This window comes from Bremerella alba (assembly GCF_013618625.1).
In the GTDB taxonomy this organism is placed as follows: Bacteria; Planctomycetota; Planctomycetia; order Pirellulales; family Pirellulaceae; genus Bremerella; species Bremerella alba.
The window spans coordinates 213,807-229,520 of the sequence record NZ_JABRWO010000007.1 but is presented as its reverse complement, the minus strand read 5'-3'; the positions used below and the strand labels follow the sequence as shown (position 1 = coordinate 229,520).

Below are 15,714 nucleotides of genomic sequence, written 5' to 3'. Positions count from 1 at the left end.
AGAAGCGGGTCCCCAGATCGCCCCTCACCCTATTCCTTTCCCCAAGGGGCGAAGGGACGATAGTGGAACAATAGCATCGTGCGAAGTCGTTGGTTACACTTGGGCTTCCGCGTCACCTATCCGGCATGGAGGCATTCACGATGGCACGCAACGAGCAACTCATTCGTCAGCACAAGATCTTGCAAATTCTCGAGCGTTATCGCTACGGATGCCTGCTGGAAGAGATCCGCGATGCGCTGGTCGATGAACTGGGACTTTCTTCGTTGCATACGCGAACCGTGCGCCGCGATATTGAATCGTTGCAAGCCGCTGGGCTCGATCTCGACGTGCACGATTCGGGGCGTGGGCGTGTTTGGAAGCTCGGAGCGAGTGGCCGCGGGATGCATAAAATCACCGCCACAGCGACCGAGTTGATTGCCTTATCCTTGGGACGCGATCTGCTGTTGCCGCTATCTGGAACTCCGTTTTGGGTGGGGGTCGAGTCGTTCTGGACGAAGATTCAAGAGCAACTTCCCGAAGGGACATGGGAGCATTATCGGAAGTATCGCCAGGTCCTATACGTGACCGGCCTGTCAGCGAAGAATTACTCTGCCCAGGAAGGGACGCTCAAAAATCTGAATCGTGCAATTCATCAGCATCGTATTGTCGAAGTCGCTTATCAGAAGCCAGGACAACCGTCGCCCAGCGGTCGGCGGCTCGAACCGTATGGTATCGTTTTTCACCAGGGAAGTATTTACATCGTAGCGGCCGCCAACGAGTTGTCAGAGGACGATCCCAATCGAATTCGGCACTGGAAACTCGATCGCTTTAAGAAAGCTGAAGTCACCGACGACTACTTCAAAGTGCCGAAAGATTTTGACCTGGAAGAGCACCTGGGCGGGTCGATTGGTATTTTTGCGGCCCACGAACCGATGGACTTCAAAATTAAGGTCACCGCGGCAGCGGCAAGTTGGGTGGTCGAAGACCCATGGCATGCTGAACAAAAAGTCGAGCAGCATGAAGATGGCAGTATTACCTTGACGGTCAAGGCAGCACACGAGCTTGAGATCATTCCTCGCGTGCTTGCGTTGGGGCCGGAAGCCGAGGTGTTAGCGCCCAAGTCGACTCGCGAAGCCATCAAGACACGCGTCGAAAAGATGGCCGAGGTCTACTCGAAACGCTGAGAGTTGCCGGTCCAGTGAACCATGCCTTGGGCATCGGCCGGAACTTCGGCATAGGTCGGCAGAATTGGTTTGTTGAATACGTACGTGGTTGCCGTGATCGCCTGGCCATCCAAGGTTTCGCATTCGACGACTTCCCGGGTATACAGCGTCGGGTAGCCTTCGACGTCGTCGAGTACTTCCAGCAAGCGTTCTTCCTGCTTCGACGAGAAGAGCCAGATCTCGCCGACGACGCGTGTCTCTCCCTCTAGCTTGAGCCCGGGATAATCGGCAACTTGCCACAGCGAGCCCGGCGTTGATCCACGCAGTACTGCCACCGGGCGACAAGGCCAAGAGTTCTCGCGGACCTCGCCCCGCATCAGGGTTCCGTAGGCAAAAAAAGCAACCAGTTCGTTAGGCATATTAAAACAAGCTTGGCGTTGAGGACTTTTCGGACGACTTCTTACGAGTGGCTTTCGCTTTTGCCGGGGGCGGTACGATCGGCTGACCGTCGATTCGCGTGACCTGAATCGACTCGTTGAGCGATTGTACTTTGTCGACCAGCGGCTGGTGACAGGTCAGCATGATAATCTGAATCTGCGGGTCGAAGTCCATGAGGACCTTCAGGGTCGCGATTTGGCGAGCATCGTCGAAGTTGACCAGAATGTCATCCATCAGCACCGGCAGTGGCTCGGCGCCTTCGCAGTAATGTCGAATGTATGCCAGCCGAATGGCCAGGTAAAGCTGCTCGCGGGTGCCGGTACTCAGCTCCGATGGCTTGCGACGAAGATCGTTGGGCCCACTCAGGATCAGGCCCCCTTCGTGATCGGGGTCGTGCTCGACCTTGGTGTAACGTCCCTCGGTCATCTGCTCGATCAGCTGGCTGATGATGGCAAGGAGCTGCCCCGAGTTCTCTTCGCGAAACGCTTTCATCGCGCGGTCGAGCATCTCTTGAGCAATCAGCAATGGCCCCAAGCGGTCGAGGCAATCGGAAAGCTCGGCCTGCAAGGCTTCGATCTTTCCCTGGGCCATCACGGCATGGCTGGTTTGATCGACATCTCGCAGACGTAGGTCAAACTCACCCAGCTGTCGATGGACCTGCTCTTGCTGCTGCTTGGCCTCGGCATGCTCGCTCGTTGCCGAGGTCAAATCTTGATTGAGGCCATCCACGTCGATCGCCTCTAATGCCTGTTGGAATGGTTCGAGTGGTTCCGATTCCCGAACGAGGGCCAACTGTGTCTCGATCTCGGCCAATTCCCGCTCAAGTTTTTGTTTCTCTTTCACGATTTGCGAAACGACTTCCAACTGATCGTCCGTCTCGGCATCGATTTGAGATCGCCACTGCGAAAGCCGTGCCTCGACTTCGGCTAGTTCCTTTTGGCTGTTCTCGAGCGACTCGGATTTGACTTGCCGCTTGATCTCCAATTCTTTCCGAAGTCCACGCTGATTTTCCGCTTCGGAAAGCAGGGTCCCTAATCGCTGAGCGGCGCTTTCCGGGGGCATGTCGCCCAGGGGCTCGCCGGTCGCCGTCACCACGGTATCGACTTGACTTGCGAACTGCGTCAGACCCTGCTCCATATCAGAGATTCGCTGCTGCATTGCTTCGCTACTTGCCAACTTGGCCTGTACCTTCTCGACGGCCTGAATCAGATCGGCGGCCGTTTCCAGGTCGACTCCACCGATGGTTTCAAAGACGGAAAGAATCTCGGATGCGTCACGTTGAATGGCGGCCAGTTGTTGCTGTCGTTTCTCGTTTTGACTGAACGCATTTTTGCGGCTTTCAAGATTCATCTCTCGCCGATGCTCTCGCTGCTCGCGACGTTGCTGATCGGCCTGGGCACGTTTGAGGAATGCCTCGAGCCAGATCGCAGCTTCCTCAGGCGAAATATCGGACGCCACGAGATCTTGCTCGTGCAGCAGTTGAATCGTCGCTTCGATGTGGCGATCGGCGCTGGCTATCTCTTTGTGGGTCTGTGAAATCTCGGACTGCGTCTCGACCAGCGTCAAATAGGTCGTTCGCCAAGGTAACATCTCTGGCGGAGATTTAGGAGTCAGCTCCACGGGCTGCCATTCGGCGGACCAGGCCTGCCACACTTCCTGACGGCTGGCCGTCAGCTGAGCAAGGTGCTTTTCGCGTACTGCCAGGCGTTCTTCGAGCGAACGGATACCGGCTTGAATTGCCTGCTGGTCGGCCAGGATCTGGGCATGATGATATCGTTCGTCCGCCAATTTGTCGGTCTGCACTAGTTGCTGATCGAACGCATCGGTCTGCGATGAAGTTTCTGCTGGCACGGGAGACTCTTCTGCACCGAGTAACTGGGCACGCAGAGCCTGCCACGATTGATCACGCTCGTTTCGGGCCGAATGAAGTTCTTCCTCCGAGACTAGTCGGGCACTCTGCTCCAGCCGCCGCAGTTCGTCATTCTTGGTCCCTAATTCGTCGGAAGTCTCACGGACGGAAACTTCCGCAGCACGAATCTGTTCGGCCAGCGATTGAAGCTCTGTCTCGTAGCGGGCTATTGTGGGCTCCAGTGGCAGAGCCAGAGGGTGGGTGAGGTCGAGCTGACGGCCAGCGATCGCGTCGATCGGCAGACGTCGCTGCTCGATTTGGGCTTTTAACTTGCGAACGTGAGCAGCCATTTCTGCTCGACGGGCAATCGTTTGACGCAGCGGGTCCACACTGGTTTGAAGTCGTTCGATGAACTCTGAAGAATGCTGGGGAATATCTTTTAGGGCCGATTCAATCTCTTGGATTTCGCGATCAAGCCGTTCGACCTCCGGCGTATGCGACTCGATTTCAGTCGTTAACTTCTGGTATGTCTTGGTGAGCTGCTTGATTTTGTTTCGCTGCGTAAGGGTAAGTTCAAACTTCGCGATCTGATCGAACTGAAGTTTGGGATCGATACTCCGAAGTATCGCATGCGTTTCGTCGAGATCGCGTTGTCGATCTTGTTTGCGGAGCGGAATATCGCGGCGATACCCTTGGACTTCTTTAATTCCGAACAACAAAGACCGGATCGCTTCGCTAGATTCGATGACTTGCGAATTAAACTCAATCGCTGCGATCTCTTGTTCTAGTTGCTTCAGGTCGTGCGTCAGAGCTTCGACTTCCGACGACAGCTTCGTCGATTGACGTCGTGTTTGCGAAAGCTCTTCGAGCGCATCGGCCGGAAACGATTGCGGGGCTTCCAGCTTGGACAGTTGCTGCTGCTTGGCTTGCCGCTGAATCCACAGGGGATGTGCTTTTCGGAGACGGTCTAGGTGTTGCTGCTTGCGATAAACACGATCTAGGGTCGTACTCAGCCGAGTCAGTTCTTCTTCGCAGCGGCGGGCTTCGGTGAGCCACTGCTCGTACTCGGTGGGACGAAGCGTCGATTGTTTGAGTTCCGTTTTGAGGGTTCGGATGTCTGCCAGGATCGAATTGATCTTCTGTTTTTGACCGCGGCTTTTGAAAAGACTTTCGGTCTCTTCTTCGATGTTTTTAAGTAGTTCTTTATAGTCGTGCAGTCGACCGAGGCCACCACCAAAAAGGGCTTCGTCCAGGTTGGCTTCTTTCAGGCTCTCTTCGCCGGTGGCGAGTTCCTTCAGGGAAAACCCGAAGACGTGCTCGTACAGTCGCTGGTCGGCTCCGCTGATCAGTTGCTTCCAGCGGACATCGTCAATCTCTTCATCTTGGTGAGTGCCGGACAAGGTGTTCTTGTTCCCTTGACGGCGAACGATTTGCAGATCGGCTCCGCTGGACATTGTCAGCTGAGCGGCGGCCTTCATCTTCTTCTTGGTCGAATCGGGCGCAAACGGATTGCTTTTGGCGTGCTGGAATCCGAACAACAGCTCGCGTACCGCTTGCAGTAGCGTCGACTTACCGGCCTCGTTGCGGCCATAGACAATCTGCAGGCTATGGGGCTCAAAAGCAAAGCTTTGTTCGACGTGAATGCCGTAGTGTTCCAGTTCTAGATGGCGTAATTTCATTCGCTTTTCGCCCCCAATCGACTACGGAGAAGTTCTTCGGCTGCCGTGATCCACTCTGGCAGACGCTCGTCTAAGGTGCCTTCGTCGCTCAGCGAGATGTGTTGGGCACTCACTTTGTCGAGAACCGGTTTAACGAGAGTTTCTAGCTGTTTGATCGCATCGGCATCGGCTTGAACGCGGTCGAATTGCTGCGAGATCGAACCCCACAGGTCGTGAGTGTTTTGCAGCGAAACCTGCGACTGGGGTCTCGTGTCGATGCGAACTCGCTCGATCCAAATTTCGTCGTCAATCGCTTCGGCGGCGTTATGAATTTCTAGCAAGACTTCATTGCGTTTGATGAGGTCGGACAATTGCTGGTGAACTTTTGTCGCGCCGCAGAAAGTGAGACGGAATGCGGACCCGAGCCCTTGATGCTGATCGTGACCGGCTTGAATTGCCGTACGTGCCTGGGCCAAGACACCTTCGAGTGACGTCTCCTGGGAGACGTCGAGAACCAGTTCCTGCCAACGTAGGGAGTCGGTCGGATGAAAGGTGACCTGCTTGAGCGATTCGCCTTCAAGCTCGGCCAGCAAGCAGCCTTTGGCGCCAGGCTCGCGAATGTGTCGCCCTTGAGGGTTGCCACTATAGGTGACGTATGGTTCGGTGCTCAGTGGCTCTGCGTTTCGCAGATGGATATGCCCCAGGGCCCAGTAGTCGTAACCGCGGCTGCGGAGCGTTTCGATGGTGGTGGGGGCGTAGGTGTCGTGATGTTCGCTGCCGGTCAGGCTTGTGTGCAGCATGCCCACGTTGAACATCCCGTTAACACGCTGAGGGTACTTGGCTGCCAGGTCGATCATCACTTCCCGGTCGGCAAAGCCTTGGCCGTGGATGGCAATCCCGATGTCTTCCAATGCAATCGTGATGGGCTTGTCGTGCGGTAGTTCGACGACGTTTTCGGGCCAGCGTATCTTGCGCTGAATCTGACTGACGGCGTCGTGGTTTCCACGAATGTAATAGACCCCAATGTCTGCATCGGCCAGGCGGCGGAATTGACCCGCAACCCACTGCCCAGAGTGCATGTCTTTCCAATCGCCGTCGAACAGATCGCCAGCGATCAAAACGAACGCTACCTGCTGCTCAATGGCCAGGTCGACGATGCGTTCGAGTGCGGTACGGGTTGCTCGCTGCACGCGACGCATCATTGCTTCGTCCCGTACGGCAAGGCCTCGCAGTGGGCTGTCGATATGTAGATCGGCCGTGTGAATGAATTTCGTCATTGGTTCTCTTTCTCTTGCCAGGCGACGATTTTCGGTCCGTGCACGAAAAGTAACGCAGCACGAATAGCAGAGATGGGGAGCTTGAAGATCTGGGCAACCGCTTGGCGATAGGCGTTTACCTGGGGTCGGTAATGAGCGACTTTGTCCTTCATCGCGGACTCGTTCTCGAAGGAATCGGTTTTGAAATCGATCACGTCGGCGGCAATTACCTGACCCTCACGTTGTACCAGAACCAGCCGGTCAATCGATCCCCGCAGGACCGAACCTTCGTGCGTGATCGCAAAGGGGAACTCGCGATGAACGCTTAATACATCCGCTGAACTTGCCTCAGGCCACCAGGCATTGGCCAGGTACTGGCTTTTGTTAAGGAGTGCTGTGGCTGAGCCAGATTCTAAGATCGATTGAAATTTCTCGAAGGCGCTTGCATCGGAAAACTCGCCGAACTGAGAACGGGCCGAGGCGATCATCTGCTCTCGTTGTACTACAAACGTTTCACTCCACTCGACCGATTCCATCCAGTGATGCATGGCCGAACCGTACTGCATTCCAGCTGTCACGACTTGCTGCTTGAGCAAGTCCTTGACCCGCCGCATGCGCCCCCCTTCAAGTGACGATGGCGAAACGAATTCGCCGAGGGCATCCTTCTGGGCCGGTTTGAGTTGAATGGCAGTCCGCACCTCGGCGGCAGCCTGAGCCGTATCGAGGTTCTCTGGCTGCTGCTTAGTCGACTCATACCACATGGCGTCGCCGCTTTGGTAGAGCACCTGATTCTCGACAGGGTAGGGGGCGTTGATCAGGCCATTGAGTATGATTCCCGAGAACGACTTGGACGGGCCATCGCCACCAGACTTGGGCATGGGACGCGGCTTGATGACCATGTGCAGCGCATGCACAGCGCGGGTCAGGGCGACGTACAGCACACATAGCGACTCGACCACATTCTTTTGCTGCGTCTCTTCGAAGATCGCTTGAACGGCCTCTGGCAACATCGGCTGTAGCGATTCCGATACGTAATGGGTGACACCGCTGATCGGTCCGATATGTTCGTCACGACGAAGCACGAAGCTATCGGCTTGCGGAGGAATCCGGCTGTCGAGTTCAGGCAGAAAGACGGCGTCGAATTCCAGGCCCTTAGACTGGTGTATATTCATCACCCGGACCGCGGCGCTCGACGAATCGCCCACTCGCTGCGATTGAATGAATTGCACGAAGTCTTGGCTGCGAAGAGTGGCTTTCCCTTGATAGGCGAAGGCCAACCGCTCGAGTTGTTCCAACCGTCGCAGTTCACGCGGTGTGCACTCGGGGTGCAGTAATTTGGCCCAGCGACTAATCGCGGCACCATAGCCATCGACGAGCAGTTCGCGCCGGAGATCGTTCGCGACCTCTTCCCACTGTGATTCCGTTTGCGTCGAGGATCCCACCAACACGGCCAACGGCGACTGGGCGACATGAAAGCGGGCCGCCGTATTGCCGGGATGATCGATCCATTCCATAAGGGACAACATAAGCTGCACCGCCGCAGAATCGGTGAGCGGGTTTCCCCCTTCTTCACTGGCCATCACATTGAGTTCGCGCAGAAGATAGATCATCGACGCGATTGTCGCATTGCGCCGAACGAGAACGCCAATCGAAATATGCGGAGCTTCACGATGAAGTTCGGCCACACGCTTGGCCGTCAGGGCTATGACTTGGTCGTCGCAAGGTTTCCCTTCGATGTCCAGTGGAGCGGACTCTAACGTGACATGCCCCGGCAATTCTTGACGGGCCGTCTCGTGCGGATGAAAGAATTTGAGCCAGTGATCGATCCCATTGCGTAGTTTGCCTGCGGCGGGAAAATCGCCAAGCTTGCCGAAGATGTGGTTTACTGTCTCCATGATCAGCGGTGACGAGCGGTAGCTTTTATCCATGTCCTCGGGGTTGATCCCGGGAAGCGTATTTTGAACGGCATCGAAGATTTCGGCGACACCTCCGCGCCAGGCATAGATGGCTTGTTTCATATCGCCGACGCACAAGATCGAGCGGTCCTTCGGCTGGGTGGCGATCTTCTGGGCGACAGGGCGAATGACATCCCACTGTACCGGCGAGGTGTCTTGGAATTCGTCGAGCAAGAGATGCTCGATCTTGCGGTCCAGGCGAAACTGATTTTGAATGTCGGCGCTGTTTTCCAAAGCGTCGCTCAGGCGTCGCGTCACGTCTTCAAAGCGATACCCCCGCTGCTGCCACTTGAGACGTTCGTAGTGCGTATGAAAACGATCCAGCAGTTGGTAGGCACCGCGATTCTGATCGATGGTGCGGCCGATCAAGATACTGTGAACGTAACGCACAAGCGTGTGATAAACGCGGGCCACGTCGTCAGGAATGGGTTTGCGGCTGTAGGTGTCTGCGCCAGCGATGATCTTGGGCGGAAGACCGGTATCTAGGAACTTTGCCCAAAGCTGCGCCCGAAATCGCTCGACGTCGGCCACCATCGCTTTCTTCAGGGCCTTTTGATCGGGCGGATAGCTGTCGAGAAATTCGATGGCGTCTTCTACATCCTTATCCTTCGGAGCAGCCGCCACGGAAAGCACCTGCCACGAGCTTTCGTCTGACTCGAGATAGACGCCATACAAATCGTTGACCACATTCATGACCAACCGCGAGACGCTCCGTTCCGAGCTTCCTTTGCTCAGCAAGTGCAGTAGCTGAATGACTTCGTTCGTTTCCGGGTGCGCGAGGACGCGGTTCACGGCATCCATGCGCAGGCGTTGGTCGTCGACGTCGTCGATGATCGTCCAGTCGGGCGGCAGGCCCAATTCAAAGCTGAAGCATTGAGCAAGCCGGATGAAATGACTGTCCAAGGTTTTGACCTGCAGACGATGCATCTGCTGCGGAATTTTATGCAGCGAGCGTAGGCAGTCTGCTTGCGTAAGCGGGGTACCTTCCAGAGAGCCGTTGAGTTCGTTCAGCTTTTTCGGGTCAATCGCGGCAAGGGCCAGACGCATCATGATGCGATCGAGAATCTCTCCAGCTGCTTTCCGCGTGAAGGTAGTCGCTAGGATCTCGTCCGGCCGACCGCTATGGGCGACAATGCCCAAGTACCGACTCGAGAGCCGGAAGGTCTTGCCGCTTCCGGCCGAGGCGCGAATCAGCGTGTTGGGAAAGGGAGTTGCATTGGGGCTCATTGGGCAGGCTCCCATTTTCCGAGAACGGTATCTTGGCAAATACGCGAGAATTCGTCTTCATAGCGGACATCGCCCGGCGGGAAGAACTTTCCGGCGCGGATATCTTGAATGGCTTGAACGATCGTGGCATCGGCTTCGTCCAGATCGCTCTCACCCCATTTGGCCTCGCGGAAACGGACTTCTTCCCCAAGCTTAGGCAGCGTGATATAGCCGAGCGAAACTTCTCCCCGCACACCCACGCTTTTCACCAGGTGACGGTAGAAGGGAAGTTGGACACTGACCCACTTCTTGTCATTGCGAGGTCCGATTTGATGATCTTTTTCAGGATCGCCGGTGCTGTCGCCGGTTTTGTAATCCCACACGGCCCATTGCCCTGATTCGGGATGATGGTCGATTCGGTCGATGCGACCTTCCAGCTCAATTTCGTTGCCGTCGACCAAGATGGTTGGATAGGGCCCGGCGACTTCTGCTTCGCAGCGATGAATGATCCAGCCATCTTGGCGATGCTGTGCCTGACCGGCAGCGAACGCCCTTAAACGTAGACGCAATTGTTCGATCTGAAGCTTGATCGTTGCCAGGGGGCTCTTGCCGTAGCGTTTGGCTGCCAGATCGCTTAGCTCGGCCGATAGGAAGTCGAAAATGACCTTTTCGTCTGCCGAGCCTTTCAGGTCGCTGGTGCCGAATGCCTGGAGTGTATCGTGAGCCAGGTTTCCGAACGCTCCGCCATCGAGCTCCGTGCTTGAATCATCTTCGCCCCGAAGCCGGAGGACGTACTTCAAGTAGAAGCGGTAGGGGCATTTCAGATACTGGTTGATTCGGGTTGCCGAGAAACGGTCCCAGGCAGGCATCTCGACGACCTCCAGCGAATCGGGCACGGGGATCGCGATTCGTTGCTGATGGTCTTGGGCGTCTTGGCCAGGCTGCTTGGCTTGGTTCTGGGGATCCTCTGGCGTGCCGAAAAACTTGTGCACGCGGTTGGCCAAATCATTCGTACTGCCGGTGAACAAAAGGCGACTTGGTGCCAGGGGGTCGCCGTCGGCACTACGTTTGGGAACGATCCATTTAACGACCTCTCGCGAGTGTTGGATGGCTTGGACCTGATAGGCATCACGGGCATAACGAATCGAATCGTCTTCCAGCCCGAGTAGGTTTCGCAGCGAGTTGGGCAGGAACAAGTCAGCCGTATTCGCACTAGGAATGAGGCCATCGTTAAAGCTGGTGACAACGCAGACCGGGGCATCCATCAAGGGAAGTTCCAGCCAGCCCAACGCTTCGATCGCCTCGGCATCGTGCTCGGCAGGAATCATCGACGAGCTTAGCTGGCTCTTGAGTACACGCAGCATCTCTGACGCACCGAACGCTTGCGAGAGCGTCTCAGGGATATCATTCCACTGCGTCATGGCTTCGTTCACGGCTTGCAGCGGGCGGGCCAGTTGGAAATTGGCCTCGGTGTCGAGGTCGATGGTCTGCGATCCGTACACCGCCAAGAGCAGCATTCGAACCTGATCGGCCCACTCCGGCAGCGATCGTTTCTCGCCGACAAACGGCGCGGCAAGTTCGTTGAGTTTGCCAACGGCCTGCGATACTTCTTCATTTTGTATCGAGTTGTCGATCACGTCCGGCAGGCGTTTGTTGAACCAGTTGTCGAGCTTCTCGATGCCAGGCTGGGCGAACGTCAGCGTCTGAAACAAGTCGGGATGACGCAGGGCGGCTGCCAAGGCGTTGTATTGCCGCGTCTGCGAGAGCTCGATGATGGTCTCGATCAAGCGAAAGGGAAGGGTGCTGACGACCGAACGTCCAGGCCCGAAACGGCACTTGAGGCCGTGCTGGCCGAAGATGCGACGGACCTCGCCCAGCAGGTGTTCGTCCGGTAGGCCGACGATAATATCCTTGGCCGTGTACTTTTTAGCGACCGAGGCAATTGCTCCGACGGCTTCGTCAGCTTGTTGTGTCGGACCGTCGACAATAGCGACCGATTTCCAGTCGAGTTCGATTGCTTCATCCGTCCAGGCATCGGCAACCAGGCAGCCATGTTCGTCGAAGTGATCGGACCAGCTATCCGGGGCACCCACAATCGCGGTGACTTTGCCCCCTTTGCCGGCTACCTGATCGAGCATCTGCCGTGTCGCACGATTGAGGTCGACCGTTGCGAGAAGAACGATATGCGAATCGCTGTGGCATTCGTCTTGCTTAATCGCATAGAGCCGCGCGGACTGCTTGTCCCACATTTGCAGCGTGTCGAGTCGTGCCAGGTAGGCGCTTTGAAGTTTCGCCAGAACGTCCCACCGTGGTTGTTCGGTGAAGTCTTCCAGCGAGTGGGCTTTCTGAGCGACCTCCGAGAAGTCGAACGCGTCGGAAACGAGTTCTCGGTAAACTCGCCGCACTGAATCGCCATAGTCGCGCCATGTGCCCAGGTCGTTGGCATCTGGCGGAAAGGGAATTAGCGGCTTGAGCTGATCGTTGCCAAACGCTCGCAGCGTTTCACCCCAGGCAAATTGCTGGGTCAACTCCGACGCGAACGGCAGCTTGGCTTCGTAGAGGTGTTCCGGCAGTTGGCCGACGGTAATGACGACCGGCGGAATCAGCGACCGTCCGTCGTGTTCGACCTTTTGGACGAGCAGTTCCACTAAGCGTCGTCCTGCCAGTCCGCCCGGCACCACGACCAGGCAGTGAGAAAGATCGACCAGTGGAAGATTTTCAGGAGAGACCGTAGCCGATCGGATCAGCCAATCGGCCGCCGAATGGAGGATGGGGCGGTCCCAGGTTACAAATTCGCGAGAAATCACCATCGAGCCGTCCATGGGGGAAGGTAGGGAACGTGCCACAGGTAGGATACCTCTCCTCGGTCCTGAGGTGAAGTCACCTAACGTAAACGGCAACTATCTCTAACTTCGTATCCCTGCGTGACACGTTCGGTCACGCGGCTCGGTTGGACGAACTATTTATCGAGAATCTGGTCGTAAACGCCAGCGACACCCCGGGCCATTGCCACGTCTGAGAAGTACTCTGCGTGGCGAGCAAGGGCCGTTGTGCGGATTTGACGCCAGTCTTCTCGGCCGGTTAATACGGCCTCGATCCGCTGGGCCAGGTGTTGGGCATCGTTGGGCTTGGCGATAATGCCGCTTTGGCCGTCAGTGATCGCTTCGGTGACCCCTTCCACGTCGGTGGCGACGACCGGGGTACCGGCTGCCATCGACTCGAGGACCACCATCGGCAGGCCTTCGCCAAAGAGGCTAGGAAGAACAAACAGGTCCATTTGAGAAAACTGAGCATTGACGTCGCGGGTAAAGCCAACCCAGTCGATTGCATCTTCCAGCTTCAGCTGTCGTACGCGTTCGAGGATGGTGGCTTCGTATTCAGGCGTCTCGAAAGGGCCCACGGCGCGTAGGCGAATCAGATGCCCTCGCTCTTGTAGGTCGGCCATCGCATCGAGCAAGACTTCCAGTCCTTTACGTGGTCGGAATAGGGCCACCGTACCCAGTGTCCAGGTACCACTAGGAAGCTCACGCTCAGGAACTTCGGTCCATTGTGGCACACCGTTATGCACGATCGACAGGCGGTTGTCGCCCACGCCGAGGCTACGCATATGACCGGCCAGGCTGTTGGAAACGCAAACCAGCTGCGATGCCTTCGCAATGGCGGTCTGCTCGATCTTCTGATTGACCCAGTTCTGCCATGGACGTGTCGAGTCGCGTGAAGTCGGACTATGCACGTGATAAACAAATGGGACACCGGTCAGGTAAGACGCTCCCATGGCCAGCATCGCCGTTCGGGGCGTATGGGCATGGATCACGCTGAATTGTTCCTCTTTGACCCGGTCGGCCAGATTCTTGGCCTGCCACAGGTCGAACCGGTGTCGCATGGGAAGGTCGAAGATAGGACACTGATCGGCCGCTCGTGCTTCGGCAAACTTGCCAGGCTTCACGCAAACGAAGCTGGCTTCATAGCCGAACTGGGGAAGACATTTGCCTAGCAAGTCTTGTACCCGTTCGGCACCCGAGTAGTGCTCGCCATTGATGACATGCACGACCTTGGCGAGCTTGACAGGTACGTCAGTCTTCGCTGGTGTGACAAGTTGTGTGACTTCAGTGGGGATCGCCGCTTGCGACATGTCAGGACCTTTACGCTTGAGTGCTGTTTCTCAAACGTAGGTTCTTGCCTCAGGACACGTCGCACTCAATTGCGCGGAGAGGGTAGTTTGCTATGTCTGGCACACCGGTTGTAACGATTTTGCAGCCGAATGATCGGTGATGTCCGTTAGTAGCTTATCCCCACCATCGCGCCAATTTCGGGAAGCTTCGCATAGAAGAGATAGCCACCGGCGATCAGCATTCCGAACGACGACGTCCATAAACCAATGTCCCACCAGATACCGGGGCGAAGTCGGGGGTCGATACGTCGATAGCGATAATAGAGTGCCGCAAAGGAAAGCATCGGCAGCATGATCGCTTGCATAACACCACTGAGCAGCACTAACTGAGCCGGCTTGGGGATAAAGGTATAGACCATGAAGCAGAAAAGCGGGAACGCGATGTTGAACGCAGAAACCGTACGGTGCAACGCGCGATCGGTAGGGGCAATGAGCCCGAACAGTCGCACCCCGTCGGCATCGACCCGAGCATGGCCAGCGTTGGCGACAAAGAACGTGGAATAGAGAACGGCAAACGCGCCAAACAAAAACAGCGTGGGTGCCACCGAGCCGAAGACCGGTTCGTACATCACACTGAGCGTGCGGATCAATTCCGTGCTCTCGGGATTCATGCCGGTTCTTCCGAGAATCGCGGCACCCAGCAGGTAAAACGCAATGGTCGCAAACGTGTAAACCAGCATCGAGCCCCACGAGTCCCATTGCATGACCTTTAGCCAGCCGGTAGCCCGGCGAGCCCAGCTATCGCTGTCGTCCCGTTTGCCGGTGAATCGGGCATACCCTTTCTCGACACACCAATAAGGATAAGCGATCAACTCGGCCGCACCGACACCGATGATGCCGAAGGTTGCCAGGGCCGTGATCACCGGCGTCGTACCGGCGATTGAAGCATCGGGCAGGCTGAAGCTCAGCCCCTTGAGAACTTCGCTTCCAGAAATGGCCCATTCCGGCGTGAACTGCAAGGCACACAAATTACCGATCGTGACAAGGGTAAACCCGGCTACCAAGACCGTCGAGAAGTTCTGAATAAAGTGATACCGACCCAGGTAAAGCAGCGCCGAGGTGAAAATTGCGATGACGCCTGCCCAGATTTTGTCGTCGATGCTTGCCACCGAGGACTTGATGCGACCCATTTCGAGGCGAGCATCATGAATGCGACTCTCGATCTGTTGTACGGACGAATCGTTGGATGCTTCAGCAAGATTGACTTGTTCTGTCTGAACGAGCCGGCGGAGACTTAGGTAGCGTAGGGATTGATCGCCCTGAGCCGCTTCTAGTTCCGCGATGCGAGTCTCGGCGGCCTGTTGGGCTTGCTCGTCACCGCGCTGCGAGGCCAACCTGACGAGCGTTTCTTGAACTTGAATGTCGGCTTGCGATTTGGCGAATTCGTTGAATATTCGCCCCTTTTCCGTCAGAGGAATGCTGATTTGAAGCGCCTGGCCGACGCTTCCCACAATACCGCCTAGTTGTGCCAGGCTGGCCAACGTCATCAGCAGCCAGTAGACCATCAGCCAGTTCACGCGGTACGGCTTGCCCCAGGCCTTGAACGAGATAGCCGGGCCGGGAAGTTCATTCAGGCCGGTCAGGGCCGTTTTTCCCGAGGTGATGGTATACCGGCCGAATTCTACTTGCACGAACACCTTGATCACGCAACCGAGAATGATGAGCCAAAGCAGCGTGAAGCCAGCCTCGGCGCCCGTTTTGGTGGTGGCGATCAGTTCGCCTGACCCAACGATAGAGCCGGCCACGATCAGCCCTGGACCGAGCCAGGAAAGCGTGGAGAAGAAGGTCGTTGGCGGCTCGACGGTGGTGGTAATATCGTCGATCGGGTGATCGTCTGGCGGGGGACCAGACGGTGCAGGTACATCGCTCATGTGGGGCAAACGAGGTGAGGGGATGGGGTCCCAGGGCATGTTGGAAGAGATCGGGGTACAAACTACCCCATTTTGACAGGCTTGAAAAGAAGTTTCCAAGCCCGACAACGGCATCCGCGTGAAGAGATTCTGCGGTTGGTGGCGAAGAGTGTTTCTACGGAATCAAGC

The 15,714-nt window shown here is 56.5% G+C and carries 8 protein-coding genes; 1 reads left to right on the top strand and 7 read right to left on the bottom strand.

Annotated elements, in window-relative coordinates; genetic code table 11:
• Positions 1-140 precede the first annotated feature (140 nt).
• Complete coding sequence (locus HOV93_RS13580) at positions 141-1,163, top strand: helix-turn-helix transcriptional regulator (RefSeq protein WP_207397048.1); 1,023 nt, start codon at positions 141-143, stop codon at positions 1,161-1,163.
• On the opposite strand, the gene HOV93_RS13575 is transcribed toward HOV93_RS13580, so the two are convergent.
• The 7 genes from HOV93_RS13575 to HOV93_RS13545 all read right to left on the bottom strand — a co-directional run bounded on the left by HOV93_RS13575 (position 1,148) and on the right by HOV93_RS13545 (position 15,546).
• Entirely contained in the window at positions 1,148-1,561 is a 414-nt protein-coding gene (locus HOV93_RS13575; protein WP_207397047.1) for a gamma-glutamylcyclotransferase family protein, read from the bottom strand. The genes HOV93_RS13580 and HOV93_RS13575 overlap by 16 nt on opposite strands.
• 1 nt (position 1,562) lies before the next feature.
• Positions 1,563-5,108, bottom strand: coding sequence for an AAA family ATPase (locus HOV93_RS13570; RefSeq protein ID WP_207397046.1), 3,546 nt, complete (start codon positions 5,106-5,108; stop codon positions 1,563-1,565).
• Entirely contained in the window at positions 5,105-6,364 is a 1,260-nt protein-coding gene (locus HOV93_RS13565; RefSeq protein WP_207397045.1) for a metallophosphoesterase family protein, read from the bottom strand. The genes HOV93_RS13570 and HOV93_RS13565 overlap by 4 nt, the downstream gene beginning before the upstream one ends.
• Entirely contained in the window at positions 6,361-9,525 is a 3,165-nt protein-coding gene (locus HOV93_RS13560) for a UvrD-helicase domain-containing protein (protein ID WP_207397044.1), read from the bottom strand. Before HOV93_RS13560 ends, HOV93_RS13565 begins: the two co-directional genes overlap by 4 nt.
• Positions 9,522-12,350, bottom strand: coding sequence for a PD-(D/E)XK nuclease family protein (locus HOV93_RS26415; protein WP_207397043.1), 2,829 nt, complete (start codon positions 12,348-12,350; stop codon positions 9,522-9,524). The genes HOV93_RS13560 and HOV93_RS26415 overlap by 4 nt, the downstream gene beginning before the upstream one ends.
• A 113-nt stretch (positions 12,351-12,463) precedes the next feature.
• Positions 12,464-13,636: a glycosyltransferase family 4 protein gene (locus HOV93_RS13550; protein WP_207397042.1), complete on the bottom strand. Its 1,173-nt coding sequence runs from the start codon at positions 13,634-13,636 to the stop codon at positions 12,464-12,466.
• Between the two features lie 146 nt (positions 13,637-13,782).
• Positions 13,783-15,546: an Nramp family divalent metal transporter gene (locus HOV93_RS13545; RefSeq protein ID WP_207397041.1), complete on the bottom strand. Its 1,764-nt coding sequence runs from the start codon at positions 15,544-15,546 to the stop codon at positions 13,783-13,785.
• Between the last annotated feature and the right edge of the window lie 168 nt (positions 15,547-15,714).

Bases quoted from the DNA above. Each gene is read 5' to 3' on its own strand.
- HOV93_RS13580 (WP_207397048.1), top strand. From the start codon at position 141: ATGGCACGCAACGAGCAACTCATTCGTCAGCACAAGATCTTGCAAATT.
- HOV93_RS13575 (WP_207397047.1), bottom strand. From the start codon at position 1,561: ATGCCTAACGAACTGGTTGCTTTTTTTGCCTACGGAACCCTGATGCGG.
- HOV93_RS13570 (WP_207397046.1), bottom strand. From the start codon at position 5,108: ATGAAATTACGCCATCTAGAACTGGAACACTACGGCATTCACGTCGAA.
- HOV93_RS13565 (WP_207397045.1), bottom strand. From the start codon at position 6,364: ATGACGAAATTCATTCACACGGCCGATCTACATATCGACAGCCCACTG.
- HOV93_RS13560 (WP_207397044.1), bottom strand. From the start codon at position 9,525: ATGAGCCCCAATGCAACTCCCTTTCCCAACACGCTGATTCGCGCCTCG.
- HOV93_RS13550 (WP_207397042.1), bottom strand. From the start codon at position 13,636: ATGTCGCAAGCGGCGATCCCCACTGAAGTCACACAACTTGTCACACCA.
- HOV93_RS13545 (WP_207397041.1), bottom strand. From the start codon at position 15,546: ATGAGCGATGTACCTGCACCGTCTGGTCCCCCGCCAGACGATCACCCG.